Here is a 23,805-nt window from a genome sequence, read left to right as displayed (position 1 = left end):
ACGCAAGAAAACTAATAATATTATTTCCTAAGTTTGAAAACATAAATATATTTCCTTATCATATTTGGTAATAATCTTATTATAAGTCTTATAAAAATATTACTATACATATTTATGACCCCTATATATCCAATCTTATGTAAATTATATTGAAATGCAATCTCGTTTTTTGCGTAGTCTATTCCTCCACGCCTTAAAAAGGCATTGTCGGAAAGTCGAAACCAAAGAAGGCTTTGTTGTATATTATATAAATGTGCACCGTTTAAAATTGCTCTTACCCACAAATCGTAGTCTTCGAGAAGAGGTATCGCCTTGTAACCGCCAATGCTACAAATAACATTCTTTCTAAACATGGCAGCTGGGTGATTGATAGGATTGCGCGATTTGCCGAATTTAACAATTTTATTATGTGTTTCAGGCGTTTTGCGTGTTGAGATAATATTTTCTTTATAACCAGTAAACTCATCTATCCACCCGCTAATGATGTCTATATCAGGATGCTTTTCCAGAAAATCTGTTTGTATTTTGAATCTGTCTGGCATACATATATCGTCAGAGTCCATTCTTGCAACTATATCGTATGAACAATATTTCAGTCCTTCATTAAGTGCAGGTCCAAGCCCTTGATTCTCTTTCAGACATATTGTCTTTATCCCATCATATTTCTCTTGGAGACTTTTAATTGTATTATATAGTTCGTCGGTCAGTTTTCCGTCTTCAACCAGAATAACTTCATTAGGAAGAAGGGTTTGGTTAAAAATGCTGTTTATCGCATCTTTAAGGTATTCCGGTTTTTCCTTGTAGTAAACGGATATGAGAACAGAAAAATTCATTATCTATATAATCGTATTATTTGTTTGGCAAAGTTACTCTTTTTCTTCAATCTGGCAAATATAATGATTTAAAGTTTTAACCAGTCATTTGTTGCTGGTGATACTTTCTCATTAGTGTTATACCATGTTCTTGGAGCGATAACAATCTTGTCATTATTATTGTTGAGCCATGCTCCCCACCATGAAAAAGACGAATTAGCAATAATGCAATGTTTGCATTTTGCCATCAGTTGCATATCTCTGAAATAATCACTGCCAGTATTCCAGTCTACGTATATTGCTTCTTTACCATTAAGTAGTGGTCCTATGTTTTTTTTGCACCAAATTATGTCATTTGAGAATATACAGAATAGCGTAGGGACAGTTCTTTTATTTATTTCGTCAATAGCATTTTTATAATATTCTATACCGCAAGTTCCTTTGAAAAGTTTGTCGTTAATGTAGTCGCCTCTTCTTATATGTATAGAAATGCTATTAATGTCTGTTAGTCTATCGGCTAGGTCTTTATTTCTTTTGTCTTTGAACTCTTTGAATTTAAAGGTTGCCAATATATCGTCATGAATATCATAGAAGTATTCTTCATGTTGCCAATATCCGTCATAATATTTATAATTAGGACTGGCAATAACTTCTGGCATAATTTTGAATGACGTGTCTTCTGAAATCATGTGTCGCCTATCAGGAAGTATTCTGCTGCCGATTCTCCATAATTGGAAATTAAAATAAGGATAGGCAACTTTTGTAATGTCACTATATGAAGCTAATTCTAATTGATTCCCAAACACATTGTCTATTTCAAATCCTTCATGTTTTGTATAGCCGTTAAAGCAATGAATATCAAGTTTCACTTCTTCCTTAGTGAAATTCTTCTTCAAAGCTATTGCTAGTGCATATTGAAACATCTGGTTACCCAATCCTCCTATAATCTTAACAATTTTCATGTTGCTTTTCTATTATATATTTCTTAAAATAGTATATTGGAGTTGTCATTACGATGAATAGTTGTTTCGGAATACTGTAATTAATTAATTTGCCCGATATATAACTTACTGTAAATGCATTTAAGATATAATATATAGTAAGTAATCTCAAGAATATAATAATATTATATCTCACGCCTATAAGCATTATTACTACCAATATAGATCTTCTGATAATGTCAAGTTTAAATAGAATATCAGTTCTTCCTTTTATTAATAATATATCTTGATTAATGTCATAGAAACAGTATACGAAACCTATTATGCAAAAATATCGTAGATATACAGCAGTGGTAATCCATTCTTTAGGAAATAATATGTTGATAAATTGATTTGCAAAGATAAAGAGGATGAGCATTATAGGACCGATAATCCAGAATGCTGTACCAACAACTCGTTGGCTATATATCTGCAATTTTTTATTGTCGTCTTGAAATTTTGACATTAATGAATAACTCACTCTATGGATAGAATATGATATAGTCCCTGATGTAAGATATGGTATTTTGTTTGCCATAGTATATTGTCCCAAAGTAGTAGCATTGTAGTTCTTTCCAACAACAAGGTTCGCGAGGTTATCAGTAATAGCGGCTAATATATTGCTCCCTAAAAGATTTAGTGAAAAATGAAGATATTTCTTTATTGCCAGCCATGAGCATACGAAAGTAGGTCTCCAAGAACTATATATCCAGAATAAAACGCATTGAAATATAGAAAACGATAGGTTTTGAATTATTAATCCCCATACGTCCTTTCTTAATATACTTACGACTATGCCTATTATTCCAGATAAAATTACTGATAATAGAGATATCTTTGAAACTATTTTGAACTTTATTGATTTGAAAAACAGTGCTTGCTGAATTACAATTAATGATTGAAATATAATGGCAAGAAATGCAATCCTTATAAGTATACATAGTTTTGGCTCATTATAGAATGCTGCAATATAAGGTGCAATAACAAAAAACATTGCATACACAATTATACCAAGTAGGATATTAAACCAAAATAAAGAAGACTTATCTTTTTCGCTGACTATTTGTTCACGTATCAGAGCTTGACCAAATCCACTATCAACCAGAATGGTAGAAAATGCTAAGAAGATAGACATCATGCTTACTAATCCAAATTCTGAAGGTGGCAGAAATTGGGCAATAATGAATGTGCAAAGTATTTGTATCCCCATTTTAGAGAATCTTTCTACAATGCTCCATATTGTTCCTGATATTGTTTTATTTGTCTTCATTTAAAGATACCAACTTATACTTTTATAAAGATAGCTAATAGTTTTTTTGATTATCCTAATAATAGATTTACTACGTCCTTTGTTAAAGCATTTATCTATTTTTACCTTATCTATTATTATTATCTTTTTGTCAAAAGGTATACGCTTTCCTTCAGGATATGCATACGATGGTGGGTACATAAGGCAAATCTTCCCCCTAAGATATTTATTTAAATGCGACTCATCATGAAATCTTGCCATGATGTCATTTCCCATATCTATATGAATGTTCTCACGGCATGCTTCTACCAGTTTAATGTAATCTTCAGTTTTACCACCATTTAGGCAGCCCATGAAGTAGTGATAATCTTTTTCGTATGGTTTAATATATGCTGTTGATTTTTTATTTCTTTCATATGGATAAAGAAATGCTGGTTTGTTGAGATATCCTGGGTGAATTACGGCTGACAGTTTTTCCTTTATGGGTATAAATTCTAATCCTATTGGTGCAACAAACTTCATGTTGGCGTTAAAGAAAAATGTATAGTCAAAGCCTATTAATTGTTCTTTTATGGATAGAAAATCATCAAATCTCAATAGTGAATCCAGTGGGAATCCTTTGTATTCTTTTTTGATTATATGCGTATCTGAATTTGAGCATAGTTGTTCCTTGTCAGTGAAAACAAAATACTCGATATCTGCTATTCCATTTAGAAAATATTTCTTTGCTGATTTATAGAAGTCGGCAAAGAATTGATTGTAGTTTCCAGTGCAAATATATAATACGGCTATTCTCATATTAATGATCTTTCTGCAAATATAGATTATAATAATGATAATCGTTACTAAAGTCATAAAAAGAATATGGAATTATATGGTTCCATTCAGATTTAAACGATAGAATAATTATAATTCTTATAAGCATAACTGCAATAAACAATATCAGAATGATATTTCTTAGGGCAATAGTCTTATCTGTTAATATAATCGTATTATCGTGGTTTATTATATATTTAAAGAATATGATGTAGATAATAGGCCATGTGTAAACGTTGATTCTGAATATCGGCAAAAATGCAGGTGTCATTACACTGATGCATAAAGCAAAGATGCATATCCAAAAATCAGTATTATCCAATTCTTTGTCGCTTAAATGCTTGTGACTGTAATAGCATGTTGCTATGATTATTAACATCAATATCCCGTCTAAGATTGCTGCTATTGGAGGAGTTTCTCTTTGCATACTTATTTTAAGGTATACGTGTCCGGCAAATCCTAACAATCCTAGTAACTGATAAATGAAAATAGCTAAAGCTATTGCTATGGAAAAAACAATTATTACATTCTTTGCATTTATTCTTAGTTTTCTTAAGATAGGAATAATCAGTAGTGTTAATGCCGAAAGATGGAATAATGATCCTATAATTACCATTACGCAATAATATAGCGTCTTATCTTGTTTAAGAAAAATATATGCTTTGTAAAACAGCATTAACGCTATTGTTTGGCGAATAAGACAAAACTGGTCGAACCAAACGCCCGAAATAATCATTATAAATGATGCCAATGCAATTTCGTCAGTGAATTTTGATATGAACCATATATTTCCACATGCAAATATTAATGATGAAAGCATGATGATTGTATATGGTTCTTTTGAAACGTATTTTATTAAAAAATGCATTAGTACCTGATAGCCCCATTCGAATTTCAGTGCAATATCATAGCTGAATATAGATGAGTTGATATAACTCTTATATTGAGATAGATGATAATATGCACCATAATAATGTGGCGTGTCATTTAGTACGGTTATGTTTCTGAATCCAAAGAATATGAATAGTAAGGTAAAACACATCACCATCTGGTACATCCTTTTTACATTACGACTAACAAATAGTTTGGAGGTAATGTAAACAAAGATAAACAGAGAAAAATATACTAATATTAATAACATAGTGATGAATGCATCAATCCTGTGGAAACGTTATTCCATTAATTTCTTGAAATTCATGTTTAGGAAAGTGCCAAATGCCGGCAAAATAATTCCTATCGCAAGTGAAATGAGTATAAGTACAAATGCCTTTGGTGCTACAGGCTCTGTGTCACCCATAGGAGCAGACAATATCCTCGTTTTGTATGGAGTGAATGCTTGTGACAATACATTTTCTTCTCTTTTTTGCAACATAAAGATATACAGTTGTTCCTGTATCTTTTGTTGACGTTCTGCCGATAAAAGGAACTTAGCTTGTTTCGGACTTGACTTAATTTGCGAGTCATTTGTGCCTTTCAGTTCGTTGTAGCTAGCCATTTGAATGTCGGCTTGCTTTACAGTATTTGCAAGTGCAGCCTTTATAGACTTTCTCATATTGCTCAGTTGCTTTTCTATGTTTTGAACAATAGTATTCGTCTTATTGCTGTTCTCAGCAATGCGGTTGTGCTCTAATTGCAGTTTGTTGTATTCCTCAATTTGGGCAGATAGAATTTTGTCATTACTTAGTAAGTTTACTGGTAATGTCTGGTTGGAGTTTGAATGGTTGTCAACGAAATTAAGAATGAATTTTGCCGATTCTCTCTGACCTCTTAAAGTAGCAATCTCTCCACTTACTTCTGTTGATGTTTCCATCGCCAGTTTGGTGGTTTCTATAACATCAGGCAGATTGTTTTTGGATTTATATGTTGTTATTGTATTCTCAGCCTTACCCAAATCAGATGTGATTTCTGATATTCTGTTGTCGATGAATTGTGTTGTTCTTGAGTTAAGTTGATTTTCGTCATCCATCCATTTCTCATTATACACCCTTATCAACATATTTAGAATATCTTCTGCACGTTGTGGAACCGCATCTTCATACGACAAGTCGATTACTGATCCCATTTCTTCTGTTATTCCAGCATCGAGTTTTTCTTCTATGTCTTTCACGGTCTTAATAGGAGCGTTTTTTTTTACGTTTATCGTCATATTCTCTTTCCCATTATAGGCTTTCGTTGCTGTGATAGCAATTAAGCCGATAGGAGAGTGGTAAACGCTGTTTACAGTTCCGTTGTATTCAGCATCAAATTTATTTTTATTTTTCTTTAGATTGTAAATTCTTACTTTACCTTTTTGCAGTTCAATCTTCATGCTTGCATCATCACAGTCTTTCATTCCGCTGATATTAATTTTCACAGGCAGACTGTCACCATACAATGGTATCTTTCTAAGGAATGGACGTGTGGAATATGAATAGTCAAGATTAAGTCTTTTCACCGCTTCAAGTATGTTTGCAGGTGTCTTCATTGATATGAGTTCGTTGCTTACATTTGAAGAAGCACCAAATAATCCACCGAAACCTTGAATCATACTCAATCCGGCAGTAAGTTTGGAACTTGGATTTGAGTCATTCTTAATCATTATCTGTGCAGACCGTTCATATACAGGGTTTTTAAATATCAGGTATCCTGTTGTCAGCAACAAACATATTGCGATGGAAATGATAAACCACAAACGTTTGGCTTTGCAATAATTCAGGTACTCTTTGAAAGTTATACCTTTTGATTGTTCGTATTTTGTTTCTTGCATTATTCGTGTTATTTAAAAATCACAACTGCAATCGTTGTAATCAATGAGGCTACTGAAACCCAGAAAGATGTTGACAGTACATTGTTACCGTTTATTGTAGTCTGTCTTTGTCTTGTCTTGTTGGCAGGAACGTAAACTATATCATTCTGCTTAAGATAATATGCTGGAGAAGACATCGTTTCTTTTGCTGATGTGAGATTTACGATATATGTCTCTTTTTGATTTCCGTTGTCTCTCACCACCATAATGTCGTTTCTTTTGCCGTATATTGTCATATCACCAGCCATACTAAGCGCTTCGAGTATATTGATGTTGTCTTTATCAATATTGATGCTTCCTGGTTTGTTTACTTCTCCTAGTACGGAAACTCTGAGATTGGCGAAATCCAATGTCACGATGGCGTCTTTCACTCCATACTCTTCAACCAGTTTGCTTTTTATAGTTTCAGCAGCTTCGGAACGGCTTTTGCCACTCAACTTTATCTTACCAATCATTGGGAAGTCAACCTCGCCATTTGGATCAATGGTATACGATAAAGTCTTCTGCATATTTGGCAAAGAGATATTAAAATGTTCTGTCAGAACTTCATCTTTACTTTTTACGAATATAGAAATCTTGTCTCCGGGAAGGAGCCTTATTTCCTTTGGGGTTGCATTAATTATATCGTTGGCTTTTATATCCTGCATGTAATTAACTTTATCTACAGTCTTACACGATGCAAACAATATTATTATAGCAATAAAAAATATAGATTTTATAGTTCTTGTCATCAGACTTAATGTTATGAATACTTATTTATTATATAAATAATAACTCTTTTTTCACCTGTTTATTATTTATAGATTACAAAAAACATGGGCATAATTTAATATTATAGAATATCGCTATATTAATACGACAACTTCTTCTGACATCAAGGAGAAAAAAGCTTGTTCTCCCCTAAGAACTTTTGTTTTTTAGCTACGCAGCTACGTCATGGCTTGAATAGCCTTTAAACAAAGGAAACTGTGGAAGTTAAACAGACCATTTAGCTTCGATGAGCTACGTTTTAGCTACGTCATCTATTTCTGCCTATATAATGTACGCGCATTCACGCGCGCACCTAGGGTTTTAAAAAATATAAGTGTCGAAATGTTAACATAATGAATATCAATATTTTATCGATGAATTTGACTACATAAAGCGACGGCGAATTGACGGTCAAATTTCAATTTTTGCATGCGTTTCTATATAGAAACGCAACTAGTTCCATATAGAACTGCAAACGTTTCTACGATGTTTTACCTCCTATTTCTTCGTAAAACGCAATGTAATATAACGTAAAACGCAATGCAAAACATCGAAAAGCGCATCAAATTTCTTCATAAAGTACAATGCAATATGAGAATTTTTTTCCTCCATATTTTACCGACGAACAACCGTCACTTTATTCGATACGAAAAGAGCTCTAATAAACTGATGCTCAATGTATAGACACTTCGACACTTGTTTTTACGAAAAAGTCAGAGTGCGCGCACGTACGCACGTATATTATAATGTATAGCACCAAACTTTGGCTAACAGTCTAACCTAAATCCCATTGCATGGACAAAAAAAATGCAGTATCTTTGCCAAGAATTCAGCGGAATTCGGCAGAACATTTAGACAAGCTTGAAAATTCTGTTTTCGTTTGCTGAATCAAATTACGCATCCTCAGTTCTTCAGATACAGCCAACGGTTCTTTGACAAAATCACTCATGGAATAATTTCATTCTAAAAACAACTCAAGTTGACGTAGCTAGAACGTAGCTTGTCGTAGCTAAATGGTCTGTTCAACTTCCACAGTTTCCTTTGTTTAAAGGCTATTCAAGCCATGACGTAGCTTCGTAGCTATAAAAATGAAATCGCACAGGATGGGACTCTTGATTATCTTATTTTTGCGATGTCATGAAAGCATCAAATGAATTTGTGATTGAGCATTATTTTTATTATATGGCTTGCTTATTCTTCCATATCTTTATCAAGATTGTTGCGCCACAGATATTTTCTTGTCTCATGCACTATAACTCCATTCAGCAATAAAAGTGAGATTAAGTTTGGTATTGCCATAAGCGCATTCATGCTGTCGGCTATATTCCAGACAACAGCAAGGTTGGCTATGCTTCCTATGAACACGGCTCCAATGTAGACAATTCTGTATGCATACATCAACTTCTTTCCGCTAAGATATTCTATTGCACGCTCTCCGTAGTAGCTCCAACCGAGTATAGTGCTGAAAGCGAACGTAAGCAAACCGAATGTAAGCAATGGAGCACCAATATATGGTATCTTGCAGAATGCCTGATTTGTCAGTGTTGCTCCATTTGTATAGTCTATGTCTGGGTAGGCTAGGATGCTGCTCACTACTACCAGTCCTGTTAATGCACATATAACCACAGTGTCCCAGAATGTTCCTGTTGATGAAACTAATGCCTGACGTACTGGATTGCGAGTCTGTGCTGCCGCTGCAACAATAGGTGCTGAACCAAGTCCTGACTCGTTAGAAAACAGTCCTCTTGCGATTCCGTATCTTGCTGCCATCATAACTGTTGTACCTGCTGTTCCGCCTACAATAGATTTTGTGGTGAATGCCGAACTGTATATTATTTTTATAGCAGGCCATACATAATGTCCGTTTACAAACAATATGTATATACATCCAAGAACATATAGTATAGCCATTAATGGAACAAGTATACCGCATACTTTGGCGATACTTTTCACACCTCCAAGCAATACCGCAGCAGTGAGTCCACATATAATGCAACCACTGATAACTGGTGATATATGATACGTATTTTGTGCTAGGGTAGCTATTGCATTTGCTTGAACAGTATTTCCTATTCCGAATGCGGCTATTGCCGTGAATATGGCGAAAAGCACTCCAAGCCATTTCCATCCCAATCCCTTTTCGAGGGCATACATCGGACCTCCCAGCATTTTGCCTTTAGAAGTTTTCTCTCTGTATTTTATTGAAAGTAATCCTTCAGCGTATTTAGTTGAAATGCCAAATACTCCCGTTAGCCAGCACCATAATACAGCCCCTGGACCTCCAAGTGCTATTGCTGTAGCTACACCTATAATGTTTCCTGTACCTATAGTGGCAGCTAAGGCGGTAGACAATGCTCCGAATTGCGATACGTCTCCCGTTGCATTCTTATCTTTACTTACCGATAGTTTGATGGCAAGAAATATCTTGCGTTGCGGAAAACGTAATCTTATAGTTAGGAATATATGTGTGCCCAATAATAGAATAATCATTGGCCAACCCCATAGCAATGAACTAAGTGTATCGAAAAAACGGTTTATTACTTCCATTTAAATTGTAAATATAATGAGCTGCAAAGTTATGCAAAATGTCATTATAATACAAATAAACAAGTCAAAAAAATAAGTTTTATGCTATAAATGTTGCCATATTGATTGAAAAATGGCTGCTTAACTTATGTTTTATTGTGAAAAATAAAAAGGTGTACTCTTCATGTTGAGTACACCTTGAATTTGTTATATGTTTATTTAAGTTTGTTTTGTAGCCAGACATACATGTGGCCTGCTCCACGATGATTCCACGCATAGTATGGTATCAAAGTAAGATCTACGTTTTTGAGTTGCAAATCTCCATTAGCGTTGCGTTCCAATACCTGTGCATCAGTAGTTATTGCGTCAACTTTAAATGGTTTTCCGTCAGCTTCTGTATTAACGATAGAATAATCGTTTATAAGTTTGAAAGTTGGGTTGTTGCGTAGAAATGTATTTTGAATGCTTACACCATTGTTGTCTGCCCATTCTGCGCAATAAACTAGTGGACCACGCTCAACGGCAACCAAACCTTTGTCATCTTTTACATGACTGTTAGCAACAACCGTTCTTGGCTGCATATCGAATGATATGGCGATATTATCGCCTTTCTTTATGTTTTTAAGACATACGTATCCTTGTGGATTTATTGTAGCCTCTACTTTCTTTCCGTTGCGGGTAATCATCCAAGATGCGTTACTATTGTCGGTAAACTTGTACAAATCACTTGGCACAACCTCATTGCGTATCCATCCTGGAATACGAATCATCATATTGGCTTTGCTATTTTTATTGTTAACAACCTTGATGTTTATATTTCCGTTCCAAGGATATGCGGTAGTTGTATGGAGTTCTATATCTTTTCCTTCAACTTTCAATTTCGCATCGCTCGCCATGAAAAGGTTAACGTAAACGTTATTGTTCTTAACAGCATAAACGTATCCAGGAATTGAAGGGATAAATCTGCTTAAGTTACTTGGACAGCATGCACATCCAAACCAAGGTTGACGAGTAGTAGTGCCGTCAGAGTTGAACTTATATACACCGTCTGAAGATAATGGGTTAGGGTAGAAGAACTTTCCTCCATCAACACTCATCCCGCTTATCACTCCATTATATAATGTACGCTCGAGACAGTCTATATATTTAGACTCTCCATGTAGCATAAAAAGACGCAGATTGAGATAACACTGTGCTATTGCAGCGCAAGTCTCGTTGTAGGCTGTCATGTTTGGTAGTTCGTAATCAGCACCAAAAGCCTCTCCTTCATGTCTTGCTCCAACACCACCAGTGAGATAGTATTTTTTTGAAACTATGTTTTCCCAAATCTTGTCAATAGCTTTTACGTATGCTGTGTCACCTGTCAGTGCGGCAATGTCAGCCATACCGGCATACATGTATCCAGCTCTTACCGCATGTCCCCAAGCTTCAGTCTGTTCGGTTACAGGTTTATCACTCTGTGAATAGATATTCTTTATACTTGTTTTTCCACGATAATCAAGAAAGAATTTAGCTTCGTCAAGATACTTGTGGTCACCTGTTACGAGATATAGTTTTGCAAGTCCCATTTCTGCTATCTGATGTCCAGGTACTACACATGCCTGACCGGGTTTCGGTCCTACTTCTCTTACAACGCAGTCGGCATATTTTCTAGCGATGTCTAAAAACTTTTTAGATCCTGTTGCTTGATAATGAGCTACGGCAGCATCAAGCATGTGACCAAGATTATAAAGCTCGTGGCTTAGCACTTCTTCCTGAACCCATCTTTTGTTTCCTGACCAAGGGTGAGGATGTTTTGGATTCATGGTACGAGCAGTATATAGATATCCGTCAGGTTCTTGTGCGGCAGCTACAATATTCAGTACACTGTCGATATAGTTTTTAAGTTTTTTGTCTGGATAGGATTGGAGAATGTAGCTTGCTCCCTCTATAGTTTTGTACACATCAGTGTCGTCAAATGGGAATATCATGAATTTGTTCACAACATAGTCATCACTAGGGTGAGCGGCTTTTACGAAATTGTCATATCTATGTTCTGTCTGGCATTTACTGAAAGCCAAAGGGATAGTTACATCTTTGGCAGCCTTCAGTCTGTTGCCCCAGAAAGAGCCGGCAGATAGTTTAACTTCAGTGAATGGTACTTGCTGATAAGGATATCCCGTTACAGCAGGTTGTGCATGCGAACTTGCATACATTGCGCATGTAATAATTAATAGAATTAGCTTCTTTTTCATTTAGGTATTGTGATTTACTGATAAATTATTCTGCGAAGATATAAATAATTTCTTTTGTTTGCAACAATATTCTGGTGTAATTTCAACACTATTTAAATTTCGTTGTTAATCAATGGAATTTATACGATGAAGGGATTCATAATCAATCAAACAATATTTGCCAGACAGCTCCAAATACTGCGTTTTATCTTATGTATTTGTGCCATATTAAAATAAAACAGGAAATAGTTTGGAAGTTCGGCTAATTGGCATTATCTTTGCACCAGATATTGTACATACAATTGAAATCTCGGGGTTGACTGGATTTGACGGCGAGATGAGATGGTACGTAAGCACGCGGAGCCTTGATGGCTTGCTCCTAAATCCGAGTTATCACAAATTTAATTGGCGAAAACAATTACGCTCTCGCAGCTTAATCGAATTATAGTAGATTTAGCATAATTCCGTCATTAGATGATGGAACGAGACACTGCTCCAAGGATGTTGTTCCGAATCTGAGGGTAAAGCGGTGCAGGAAAATCGGGAATAGTCATAGTAAGCCTCGTTGCTTTGATGAAAATTTAGAGGATAAGGCTTCAGTTGGTGGTCCAGGTCTTGCTGTTGCACGAAAATTAAAGGCTGGAATAAACGTGTAGAAAGCGTATGGTTTCCTTGTGCGGACGTGGGTTCGAATCCCACCAGCTCCACGGGTAATGCTTGATAAGATCAAGCAAAAACATTACACCCGACTTTACATATAATTATGTATAGTCGGGTGTTTTGTTTTTGTCACATTATATTAAGATGTCAATTTAATCTAGTGTTTTATGAAAGCGTTCCATTTCTTAATAGATATAATCATTCGAATATATATGCGGAGAAATGGACTACTTTTTATTTTACTGATGGCTCTACAACATAAGTTCGCCTGACATTAAAGTTTGAAGGTAATCTTATTCAGGATAAAAATTACAGATTGTATGCCGTATTATCCAGCGGATTAGGTGTTATAGAGCCAATGTATTTTAAATAATTACACGATGTAATATTTCTTAGCTAATTCCATTATGGCATGCAGATTTGGCATGGGTATACCATAATTGTCAATTTTCACAAATTTATTTATGTTGTATTGCTCTACGCCTTTGCATCCTCTTGGATTATCAATAACTGTTTCACACAGAACAGGTTCAACCAATAGGCGTGCGCCCTTAGGATATTGGTCATAGTTGTTGATATATCTTTTTATAAGGTCGGTGACCTCGTTGATGTAGGATTTAATATCCTCAATTCTCTTCTTCATAGGTTTCTATATTTTGTTAGACTTTGAATGCAAATATAGCGATTCGCTATTGATATACAAAATGTATGCCTAATATTTGCAGAATATTGTCTTACCTTCACATTCATGTAAAAACAGAAAGATATTTTGACGAAAAGTAATTCTTTTTAAATTAAACCTTTTGTCATATCATGAGTCTATACATAAAGCATCTGACAAGAACATTATTTTACTTGTCAAGATAGCGATTAGTTATTATTTTGGCTTAAAAAAGGGGTGACCGTGAGGCCATCCCTTAATTTTTATCTATTATAATCAATATACTTATTTTACAGGAACTTCAAGCAAAGCCTGTTTAAGTAGGTTCCAGAATGGAGCGATAGTAGAAACTTGGCAACGCTCACTTGTTGTGTGGGGACTGCGAAGAGTTGGACCCATGCTCACTACATCCATATTAGGATACTTTCCAAGAATTACTGAACACTCAAGACCTGCATGATCTACTTGTACAATAGAATCTTCACCAATTTGTTCCTTATATATCTTCTTAAGAAGATTAAGAATTTCACTGTTTGGATTTGGATCCCAACCACCATAGCTTCCGCCTGTTTCGACTTTCATACCTGCCATGTTGAAACAGCTTTCAAGAGTCTTTGTGATATAATCTTTCATGTCTTCACGAGAAGAACGTGCAAGAATCTTTATATCAGCTTCTCCGTTACCAATGTTGATGATAGCGAGGTTACTTGATGTTTCAACAACGTCAGGGTAAACTGGTATCATGCGCATTACGCCATTATGGCATGCATAAATGGCATCAATAAGGTTATCCTGAATTTCAATAGGTACTTCTGTTGCAGGAGCCTTTACTTCCTCGGCAAAGAATTCTATATTATTCTCAATAGTCTTAAACTCGTCATTGAAGTCTTCTTTCCACTCAGCAACTAGATCTTTTACAGCATCGATATTCTCCTTTGGCATTGTGAGAACAACCTCAGCCTGGAATGGAATAGCATTGCGCATGTTTCCACCATTCCATGAAGCAAGGCGTGCATCACATTCCTCAATGGCTTCACGTACAAAGCGAACCATTAGTTTGTTTGCGTTTGCGCGTCCTTCATGAATTTCAAGACCAGAGTGTCCACCTTTTAGCCCTTTTAGTGTTACCTTCAATGCAGAGTCTTCCTTGTCGGTCTCTACTTCCTTATATTTTAATGTAGCAGTAACGTCAATACCACCAGCGCTACCTATAACAAATTTGCCCCAAGTTTCAGAGTCAAGATTCATAAGGATATCGGCTTTGAGTTCACCTTCTGGTAGATCGTTTGCGCCATACATACCAGTCTCTTCATCGGCTGTGATAAGGCCCTCAACAGATCCGTGCTGAAGATCTTTAGCCTCCATTATAGCCATGATAGCAGCAACGCCCATACCATCGTCAGCACCAAGAGTAGTACCCTTAGCACGTACCCAACCCTCTTCGTCAACATAGGCTTCGATAGGATCAGTTTCAAAGTTATGTTTGCTTTCTGGAGCTTTCTGTGGAACCATATCCATGTGAGCCTGAAGCAAAATCGTTTTGCGATTTTCCATACCTTCTGTGGCAGGCTTGCGCATTATGATGTTGTTTCCCTTATCCTTAAATGCCTCAACGCCTACACTCTGTGCAAAGTCGAGTAAGAATTTCTGAACTTTTTCCAAATGTCCTGATGGACGTGGAATTTGAGTAAGTGCATGGAAGTTGCGCCAAATGCACTCAGGCTTTAATTTTGCGATTTCACTCATAATGTTAATATCTTAAATGGTTATTAATCTTTTGCTATTATTTTTCTTCTTTTTGTAAATGCCAGGGCAAGCCATGCATATAGTCCGAGCAATACCACTAAAAGAGTCTGCACACTGTGTACGATAAGTACGAAATATAGTGCATCTGTTTCTGCCACCCCATATAATATAAGCATAGTCTTAACAGCAAAGTGCCATGGACCAGCTCCGTTTGGAGTCGGTACGATAACGGCGATGCTTCCAACTATAAAAGTTACAAGTGCACACGACATTCCAAGATTTGATGTTGACGTGAAACAAAAGAAAGTGAGGTAGTAATGCAGAAAGTAGCTTCCCCATATAGCTAGTGTGTAGAATATAAATAGTGGAACATTTCGTACATCCTTTAATGATATGACGCCTTGCCATATACCATGCAAGGTTCCTCGCACTTTATCTATAATGCTAAGCCTCTTGAATAGATAGTATAGTAGTATGATTACTGCTATACCGCAGATAGCAGTAACAACCCATCCTGTGAATGAGAAACTGCGAAGTATAGAATGAATGCTAGTTCCTGTCTCATCAAAAAAGCGATTGAATACTCTGAATTGATAAAGAAATGTAAACAGAGCAATGAGCAATACTAGAACAGAGTCTATGGCGCGTTCTGAAACTACCGTTCCTATCGCTTTAGGAAAAGAAACGTTGTCGTAGTGTTTTAATACTCCGCAACGGGCGAATTCGCCTATACGTGGTATAACAAGGCTAACGGCATAAGACAGAAATATAGAATGCACAGCTGTTGAAGCACGTGGATTCTCCCCTACAGGCTGTAGTGTCTGCTTCCAACGCCATCCACGAAAAGCCTGTGCCAGTATTCCAAAAGGGAACGACAATAGCATCCACGTCCAGTTCATTTCTTTAAATAGAATTTTGCTGACGCTATGGAAATCAAAGTCTCGATACATCCAATACAATATTGCTCCGCCCAAGATGAGAGGTAGGATAATCTTGAATATTTTGCCTATTAATTTTTTCACTTTCAGTATTTTAAGATGTATCACACCAAAGTTGGTCTGTATCTTTTATCTTGCAAAGATAATGCAAACGAGTGGAAAAGCAAAATAAAACTTGTTTTAATTTTGTTTTCCCGAGTGCAGCTTACCTTCACCGTAGGTAGAGTCATGCAAACGAGTGGAAAAGCAAAATAAAACTTGTTTTAATTTTGTTTTCCCGAGTGCAGCTACTTTTATAATTAAAATGCTTTATAGTGATATACCATCACTCGAAATGTAGAACGAGCCTATTTATATTGTTCTCTCACTTTATTATGTTATATTATTCGTTGCTTTCAATAAATTACATTAATTTTGCTGTCTGTTTGCTATATAGGTCTGAAATTGGTCAGGCGTTTCTACCGGCTACCGCAAATAGACGTCTATGGCATTTGATAGTAGAAACAAATAACAAAAAAATGAATTCTTATAAAAAGTATACAGTGCAATATCCGCTATTGGTGAAACTTGGTGTGCCAATAATTATTGGACAGTTAGGGACGATAGTATTGGGATTTTCAGACACATTGATGATAGGGCATCACTCTATTCAGGAATTGGCGGCAGCAAGTTTTGTCACCAATATGTTTACACTTGCATTGCTTTTTGGACTAGGCTTTTCTTATGGGCTGACTCCGATTATAGGAAAACTGCATGGTCAGGAGCAGAAGTTCAGCATAGGTAAAGCTCTTAAAAATGGACTTGCTTCTGGTTGCGTACTGACAATATTCCTTATATTGCTGATGGGATTACTATATCTTAATCTGTCAAATCTAGGACAGCCAGAAGAACTGTTGCCAATAATGCGACCTTTTTTTCTGGTGAATTTGGTATCGATACCGTTTGTTATCGGATTTAATACTTTCAAACAATTCTTTGATGGAACATCAGATGTAAAGACACCAATGTTTGTGATGATATTTGGAAACATACAGAACATCATTGGTAATTATATTCTTATTTATGGTAAGTTTGGAATGCCAGAATGTGGATTGTTAGGTGCTGGTATTTCTACTATGTTTGCGCGATTTATGATGTGTGTGATATTGGTATTAATATTCTTTACTCGAAAGAAATTTGCAGAATATCACAAAGGCTTTTTTTGTGGGAAAGTAAACATGAAAGATTTTAAGTATCAGAATAAGCAAGGATGGCCTCTGGCTTTGCAGATGGGTATGGAGACTGCAGCTTTCAGTCTTTCAAGTGTTATGGTTGGTTGGATAGGCACAACAGCTTTGGCTGCACATCAGGTTATGCTTACAATCAGTCAGTTAGGATATATGCTTTATTATGGAATGGCTGCCGCTGTTGCAATACGAGTAAGTAACTACCATGGGCAGAAGAATTATGAAGAAGCAAACAATACCGCCAATGCTGGTTTCCAACTTATATCAATGATGGCTGTTGTGGTAAGTGTTCCTATATTGCTATTGAAAAATTCAATAGGATTATTATTCACAGATTCACAGCAAGTAGTACAGATGGTTTCTCTCACAATAATTCCATTTGTAATTTATCAGTTTGGTGATGGTATGCAGTCAAACTTCGCAAATGCTCTTCGTGGACTATCCAATGTGAAGCCATTGATGTTTGTTGCTTTTCTTTCTTACTTTGTAATCACCTTGCCATTAGGTTATTTATTGGGTATATATCTTAAAGGAGGAATCATTGGGATATGGAGCGCATTCCCATTTGGGCTCACTATAGCAGGAATACTTTATCGGGTATACTTTAAAAGGACTCTAAAACGGGAAGCAAGTTTGATATAAATCAATAAAAACGCCTTATAATATGTTTTATAGCATAATTGTTTGCGCACACACCGAAATATTGCTATCTTTGCAGTGATAAAAAGATAAAGATATAAGGATAACAAAATTAAGAAAGGAAAAATGATTATGGTAACATTAATGGTATTTGCAGTAGTTGCAGTAATGATCGCACAGGCAATCAACTTAAGCGGCAAACTTAGCTAAAAAAGCTGAGTCCGCTTTTTAAGAAAGAGGATTTATTAAATTAGATATACAGAATGGCATGTCAAGACAATAGTCTGACATGCCATTTTTGCATTCTAGTGATTAATAATTTGGAAAATTTATTTAGAATTAGATTTATATTTTATCTTTACATCAAGAGATTTCTGAATTATATTGATAATCGTGTTTAGATTGTCGGCTCTGAAATCAGCTGTAAGATTGACATTATACTTATCACTAACGAAAGACACCTTGTAATAATCAGAGAGATCGGCAAGAACTTCACGCAGTGGAGTGTCTCTGAACTGGAACTTATGTGTTGCCCATGAAGTACTGTTTGCTGATTCTGTTGCAATTCTTTCTGGACGTATTGCACACTTTTTCAATATAGCTTTGCAACCTTGATTTAAAAGGAGAGCGTGACTTATGTCTGATGTTGATGCAAAACTTACAGCACCTTGTTCTACATACACTGTAGTCGAGTTAGCTGTTTCGTCAACCTCAAGTCTTGTACCTATATCGTTTATCCTGTATGAGTCATCACTGATGGTAAATGGTTTGTTTGAGTTATGAAATATATCAAGATACACTCTTCCTGTAATCTCAATATCTCTGCAATTTCTATCTTTATATGATAATGATGATTGAGGAGAGAGTGTCACTTTTGTGCCGTCAGCAAGGGTGTAAGTTGTTGTCGAAACAGTGGCATAAAGAGTTGTTGTTTGATTTAGATAATTGTATATGCCTGCAAATGACAACAAAAGCAAGAATGAGGCCGCCGCTGCCCACCACAGTTTATGACTGTGTTTCTGTATGCCGATACGCATCGCTAGTCGATGATAAGCTGCATTGCAGTCTAGTTTGCTATACTTATAATGTTTAATAACAAATTCCAGACTTTTATCTTCTTGTTTTTTCATAAATTTTATCTTTTATTTTTTAACCCAAGTTGTTTGAGTAGTAATCCATGCACCAAACAATCCAAGTCCAGATGATACATTTGATACTGTTGGACTAATCTGTGACAATCCGTATTGAGCCATATCGTTGTTTCGGATCTCATTCAGTGATTTCAGAAAATGATAGTATTGCGGGGTCAAGTGCATTAGCTGTACCTGATATGCTTTGTCAAAATCATAATATTTATATCCTGTACTCGTTGAGACTCCGTATGATGCATTACTTGGAATATTAAGATGCAGTGTGTATGTTTTGCCATTTATGGATGAATCATCGAAAATATACATATTTTGATAAAAATTATTAGAGAATCCGAAACCATCATCCATTTCAGATGTCGGCGAAAGAAGTTCCTCACTGCTTGTATTTATCTCAGCTACACTATATACAGAATCATTATATACTAATGATACCGTGTCTGACTGATCTGTGTGGTCGTATTGTTTATAAGTGGCAAGATTTGGAAGATAGTATATTTCATTTTTATTAGATACCTTAACGTACCCAGTATAGTTTTTTACCATTACTCTCACTGCATAGTAGTCGTGAGTGTTAGAATTATCTGTAAATGTTGCTGTTACTTGATCGAATTTCTGTGTGGACTCTGAATCTTGGTCATACAAAGTAATACCTTTTTCTGTAGGCTTACAGATGTTTACGGATTCCGGAATAGTTGTTATTGCAGAAACAGGAGGTAATCCATCAGTTTTCACATAAAATGCAATGTCGTCTCCTTTTTTTTGTAATCCTGTTATCTTGTAGAAGCCTTTTCCTATAGATTCAATCCTGCTTGTTTTACCGTTAACAGTGTAATTGATTTCTGCATTATCGATGGCTGTTTTGTCAATGATGTTAGAATAGCTTTTTATAGGAACACTCCTTGCTATCTGCATATATGTAGTGTCTGATTCCGTAGGAAAACAATAAACCACAATCTTGTCACTATTGTTGATAGAATCAAGACTAATTTCATCTTTGCATGAAACAAGTGTGAATAGCAGTATTATGAAGTATATTATTTTTTCCATTGTCTCTAAAATTTAATTGTATAACTGAATGATGGTATCACTGGTATATAGGCATGATTCTTAATATAAAAATGTCCATCTTGCTTTTGTTTCACTTCTGCAAACATAGAGTTGAGATGACAATAAGCATTATAAAAACTGATGTTGAATATGCGTTCGTGATTATGTTTTGTTACATGGTGGAAGTCAAATCCAATATCTAATCTGTGATAGTTTGGCAACTTAAAGTTGTTAGGCTTCTCATAGATGAAATCTGATGTCGAATTTTCTAAAGGTTTTCCTTCTGGTACATTCGGCATCGGAACATACTGTGTTGGAATTGTAATGTGATTACCTGAATGGAAAGTCCAGTCGGCAAATGCAGATATAGAGTGGGTGATTTGCCAGTGTGCTGATACATCAATCTTATGGCGGTTGTCGAACTTGTCGAAATACCATTCTGGATAGAAATCAGCATATTTCCGTTGATTCCATGAAAGAGTATAGGAGCCTCTAAGTTGAAGATTGCCGCTTTTATATGATGCATCAAGTTCCATACCGTAGAATCTGCCTTTGCCGTCCATCATCATTTTGTCCCATTTGGCTGCTGGAGGTTCTATCCCTGACCAACTAGCATATTGAAGCAAATGGTTGCTATGTTTGTAATAGGCTTCAAGTGAAATTAACCAGCGTGTATCTGGTTGAAAGTATGCTCCAGCCGTCAACTGCCAAGAATTCATTGGATGTAAAATCTCTGTTGTTGGAACCCAGTAGTCTGTAGGAAGTTCCAAAAAGGAGTTTGATATCTTATGCACATACTGTGTCATAGAAGTATAAGAAGCCTTGAAAGATAAATTGTTATAAGGTTGATACTTCATCGCAAAACGTGGATTTAAGTTGGTGAAAGTTTTACCATGAATAGAAAATAATGATGCGTTTATACCAGTGTTTATGCTCCAATGATTATTGATAATCATTTCATCTTCGGCATATATACTACATTCACGGGCTGGATAATTATTTTTGCTAGACATGGATGTTGTATCTTTGCCAGTCGAATTATCATAACTGTTTATTAAGTTTCTTGTCTGTGGTTTGAAAAAATGCCATGTGAAGTCGTTTCCTAAACGAATGTGATGATGTGGAGATGGTCGATAGTCAAACGACATTCTATACCCATAGTCACGTATCGATGACTTGTATTCATGTTCATAATGACTTTCGTTTATAACGTTTGATCCATTGTTATACGAATTATCTTCTTGCGATTTGTATCTGGATATATTATAAGTGTATACAGCATTGAAATTGGCAAATAATTTTGGTGAGAACTGATGTTCAAAAAGAAGAGCCATGTTAAAGTTGCCCCAGTTGAATTCATTCTTCGTCAAGTCTTTGTCATTATTAGATGTACTGTAACTATCATTGTATTCATCTTTTGTGCTCATTTTATCTTCACCCGAATAAACACTTAATGACATGCGATTACGATTGTCAAAGATGTTTGTTATCTTGGCATTTAAGTCATGAAAAAAATAACAAAGATTGAGTTTATCTTCAGAACTGCTCGACTTATTGTATAAAGCAAAGGCTGGACGTGATAGAAGATCAATCCAACTGCGTCGCAGTCCAAAGTTGAAAGAAGTCTTACCTTTGCGTATTGGACCTTCAAACTGCAAACTGCCGTCAAGAAGACCTAGTCTGTAACTACCGTGATAATGGTTTAAATCTCCATCGTCTGTCCTTACGTCAACAACGGAAGAGAGCCTTCCTCCATATCTGGCAGGAAAACCGCCTTTATAAAAGTCTATATTCTTTACAACATCGGAATTAAAAGCAGAGAATAGTCCCAGTGCATGATTTACTTGGTAGAGTGGTGAACCATCAATAAGGAATAAGTTCTCATCATTATTACCTCCATGAACATATAGCCCGCTAGTAAGTTCCACTCCAGAAGCTACACCACTTGATCGCTGTAATGTCTTTATAATATCAGGACTGCTGAGAAGTGCATAACCAGTCTTGATATCTTGTCTGCCGAAAGAATGTTTGCCGGTTTGTGTCGTCATTAGGGGAGAGTTTAAATCGGCAGTGATTACAATCTCCTTAATGTTTGCATTCTCTTTAAGTATGAAATTCAGATGTACGTTTGATTTTAAATTCACTTTTTCCTGCTTGTCATCAAATCCAATGTATCCGCATCTTATATTATGTGTGCCTTCTTGCAGGGTTATGGAAAAAAAACCAGATGAATTTGTCATAGTCGCTAGTCCGGTATTCATATCCTGAATCGTAGCATTGATAAGTCTCTCGCCATTCACATCTTCTGCAAATCCGCTAAGAGTATAATTGTGTTTTATGTCGTTTTGTTCTTTGTGATGTGGTGTGTGAACGGAAGGCTTAGCTTCAGTCTTTTGCTTTAGCATTATGTAGTCCCCAATAATAGAAAAGTCTATTTCGCTGTTTGCAAAAAGTGATTGAAGGGCTTGCTGAATAGTCATGTTTTGTAATGATTTTCCTTTATACGGTCTATCCAAAGGAAGGGAAGAATCATACACAAAATTCATTTTTCTTTCATTTCTCAACCATTCTATCTGCTGCCTCATGGTCTTTGCCTTAGCTGTTATTACCAAAGACACAAAAAGCAAGAAGAATAGCAACACGCATTTACGTAATTTCATTTTTCTTTTAATCTTTTTTTTTATTTATCTATTGGTATGACGCAAAAACATGGATTATCCCCCATCGCAATAACTAATTATTTTTAGAATATAGTAAACATAACAAATAATATTTCATCACGACTGCCATGAAGACGTTTCAGCGCCTTGCTTATCTGGTGCTCTACAGTCTTTTCTGAGATACATAACTCTTCGGCAATCTCACGGTATTTCATGCCGTCACGTTTGCTCATAAGAAAAATCTTTCTGCATTTATCTGGCAAGTTATCTATTGCAGTCCACAACCTTGCTTCTTTTTCTGATCGTAATTTAGCTTCATCATCACTGATTATGTTTTCTAAATCAGATGGTTCTATGTCTGTAACAAAAGTCGATTTACGTAAAAAGTCAATACATGCGTTGCGCACGGCAGTATAAAGATACGCTTCTTGGTTTCTGGGTTCGTGTTCCCACAATTTCACAAAACAGTCTTCCACAATGTCTTCTGCGCTATTCAGGTCATTGCCTAAATAGTGCAAAGCATAAAGGCATAGTGGTTTATATAATTTTTTAAATATGGTTTCGATATTCATGTTATATTATTAATTGAACAGGAAATGATCGGTATTATTTATTCTCATCTTCTCGTAGTGACGTATATATATGCATGGTTATAAAGCACAATATACATTTACATTCATCAATGTTAACGATTTCTTCGGCAATATGCTTGTGATATATTTACATGGTTACTTTTATCATTAGTAAGCAGCTGTGTGATTGGGGCATTCCAATCTTCTAATACAAGCCTAAAAATAGTTTTATCGCATTCTTTATCACAGTGTTTATAGACAAATTCTATTACTGCAACCAAATATGCGAATAGTTTAAAATTCATAATAATCCAAGTTTTGTGCAAATGTAAAGGAATAATTGCTAATAATGAATGTGTTAGTGGCTTTTTTGG

The 23,805-nt window shown here is 35.7% G+C and carries 17 protein-coding genes, 1 other RNA gene and 1 riboswitch; of the genes, 2 read left to right on the top strand and 16 right to left on the bottom strand.

The features are described 5' to 3' along the window. Window positions 1–20: 20 nt before the first annotated feature. The 9 genes from prwr041_RS02610 to prwr041_RS02570 all read right to left on the bottom strand — a co-directional run bounded on the left by prwr041_RS02610 (window position 21) and on the right by prwr041_RS02570 (window position 12,152). The gene (locus tag prwr041_RS02610) at window positions 21–833 is read right to left on the bottom strand and encodes a glycosyltransferase (RefSeq protein ID WP_207154774.1); all 813 of its coding nucleotides are present in this window, start codon (window positions 831–833) and stop codon (window positions 21–23) included. 68 nt (window positions 834–901) lie between these two features. Further along, the gene (locus prwr041_RS02605; protein WP_207154773.1) at window positions 902–1,774 is read right to left on the bottom strand and encodes an alpha-1,2-fucosyltransferase; all 873 of its coding nucleotides are present in this window, start codon (window positions 1,772–1,774) and stop codon (window positions 902–904) included. Further along, a complete protein-coding gene (locus prwr041_RS02600; RefSeq protein WP_207154772.1) occupies window positions 1,761–3,062 on the bottom strand; it encodes a lipopolysaccharide biosynthesis protein in 1,302 nt (433 codons plus the stop codon). Before prwr041_RS02600 ends, prwr041_RS02605 begins: the two co-directional genes overlap by 14 nt. Continuing rightward, window positions 3,063–3,839: a family 6 glucosyltransferase gene (locus prwr041_RS02595; RefSeq protein WP_207154771.1), complete on the bottom strand. Its 777-nt coding sequence runs from the start codon at window positions 3,837–3,839 to the stop codon at window positions 3,063–3,065. 1 nt (window position 3,840) lies between these two features. Beyond that, window positions 3,841–4,998: an EpsG family protein gene (locus prwr041_RS02590; RefSeq protein WP_207154770.1), complete on the bottom strand. Its 1,158-nt coding sequence runs from the start codon at window positions 4,996–4,998 to the stop codon at window positions 3,841–3,843. A 30-nt stretch (window positions 4,999–5,028) separates the two neighbouring features. Further along, window positions 5,029–6,603: a GumC family protein gene (locus tag prwr041_RS02585; protein WP_207154769.1), complete on the bottom strand. Its 1,575-nt coding sequence runs from the start codon at window positions 6,601–6,603 to the stop codon at window positions 5,029–5,031. Between the two features lie 8 nt (window positions 6,604–6,611). Continuing rightward, on the bottom strand, window positions 6,612–7,373 hold the full coding sequence (locus prwr041_RS02580; protein ID WP_207154768.1) for a polysaccharide biosynthesis/export family protein: 762 nt from the start codon (window positions 7,371–7,373) through the stop codon (window positions 6,612–6,614). 1,210 nt (window positions 7,374–8,583) lie between these two features. Further along, window positions 8,584–9,939: an alanine/glycine:cation symporter family protein gene (locus prwr041_RS02575; RefSeq protein WP_207154767.1), complete on the bottom strand. Its 1,356-nt coding sequence runs from the start codon at window positions 9,937–9,939 to the stop codon at window positions 8,584–8,586. 194 nt (window positions 9,940–10,133) lie between these two features. Continuing rightward, window positions 10,134–12,152 carry a glycoside hydrolase family 127 protein gene (locus tag prwr041_RS02570; RefSeq protein ID WP_207154766.1) on the bottom strand — a complete coding sequence of 673 codons (2,019 nt, stop codon included), beginning with the start codon at window positions 12,150–12,152 and terminating at the stop codon, window positions 10,134–10,136. 291 nt (window positions 12,153–12,443) lie between these two features. Between prwr041_RS02570 and ssrA the strand changes: the two genes are divergently transcribed. Next, window positions 12,444–12,841: a transfer-messenger RNA gene (ssrA, locus tag prwr041_RS02565) on the top strand. Window positions 12,842–13,164: 323 nt separating this feature from the next. On the opposite strand, the gene prwr041_RS02560 is transcribed toward ssrA, so the two are convergent. The 3 genes from prwr041_RS02560 to prwr041_RS02550 form a co-directional block, all read right to left on the bottom strand. Beyond that, a complete protein-coding gene (locus prwr041_RS02560; RefSeq protein ID WP_207154765.1) occupies window positions 13,165–13,434 on the bottom strand; it encodes a hypothetical protein in 270 nt (89 codons plus the stop codon). Window positions 13,435–13,737: 303 nt separating this feature from the next. Next, window positions 13,738–15,198: an aminoacyl-histidine dipeptidase gene (locus tag prwr041_RS02555; RefSeq protein ID WP_207154764.1), complete on the bottom strand. Its 1,461-nt coding sequence runs from the start codon at window positions 15,196–15,198 to the stop codon at window positions 13,738–13,740. Window positions 15,199–15,221: 23 nt separating this feature from the next. Then, window positions 15,222–16,226: a lysylphosphatidylglycerol synthase transmembrane domain-containing protein gene (locus prwr041_RS02550; protein ID WP_207155557.1), complete on the bottom strand. Its 1,005-nt coding sequence runs from the start codon at window positions 16,224–16,226 to the stop codon at window positions 15,222–15,224. Window positions 16,227–16,544: 318 nt separating this feature from the next. After that, window positions 16,545–16,641: riboswitch (purine riboswitch) on the top strand. 13 nt (window positions 16,642–16,654) lie between these two features. On the opposite strand from prwr041_RS02550, the gene prwr041_RS02545 reads away from it, so the two are divergent. Then, window positions 16,655–18,004, top strand: a complete 1,350-nt coding sequence (locus prwr041_RS02545; RefSeq protein ID WP_207154763.1) for an MATE family efflux transporter — start codon at window positions 16,655–16,657, stop codon at window positions 18,002–18,004. 326 nt (window positions 18,005–18,330) lie between these two features. On the opposite strand, the gene prwr041_RS02540 is transcribed toward prwr041_RS02545, so the two are convergent. From prwr041_RS02540 to prwr041_RS02525, 4 genes are all read right to left on the bottom strand, one after another. Then, the gene (locus prwr041_RS02540) at window positions 18,331–19,131 is read right to left on the bottom strand and encodes a FecR family protein (RefSeq protein WP_207154762.1); all 801 of its coding nucleotides are present in this window, start codon (window positions 19,129–19,131) and stop codon (window positions 18,331–18,333) included. Window positions 19,132–19,143: 12 nt separating this feature from the next. Beyond that, window positions 19,144–20,199, bottom strand: a complete 1,056-nt coding sequence (locus prwr041_RS02535; RefSeq protein ID WP_207154761.1) for a DUF4249 domain-containing protein — start codon at window positions 20,197–20,199, stop codon at window positions 19,144–19,146. Between the two features lie 5 nt (window positions 20,200–20,204). Further along, window positions 20,205–22,859 (bottom strand): TonB-dependent receptor, encoded by a 2,655-nt coding sequence (locus tag prwr041_RS02530; RefSeq protein WP_207154760.1) that lies wholly within the window; start codon window positions 22,857–22,859, stop codon window positions 20,205–20,207. Window positions 22,860–22,942: 83 nt separating this feature from the next. After that, complete coding sequence (locus prwr041_RS02525) at window positions 22,943–23,431, bottom strand: RNA polymerase sigma-70 factor (protein WP_207154759.1); 489 nt, start codon at window positions 23,429–23,431, stop codon at window positions 22,943–22,945. Window positions 23,432–23,805 lie beyond the last annotated feature (374 nt).

Source organism: Prevotella herbatica (assembly GCF_017347605.1).
Classification (GTDB): domain Bacteria; phylum Bacteroidota; class Bacteroidia; order Bacteroidales; family Bacteroidaceae; genus Prevotella; species Prevotella herbatica.
The sequence above is the reverse complement of the archived record's forward strand: the minus strand, read 5'-3'. Positions and strand labels throughout refer to the sequence as shown.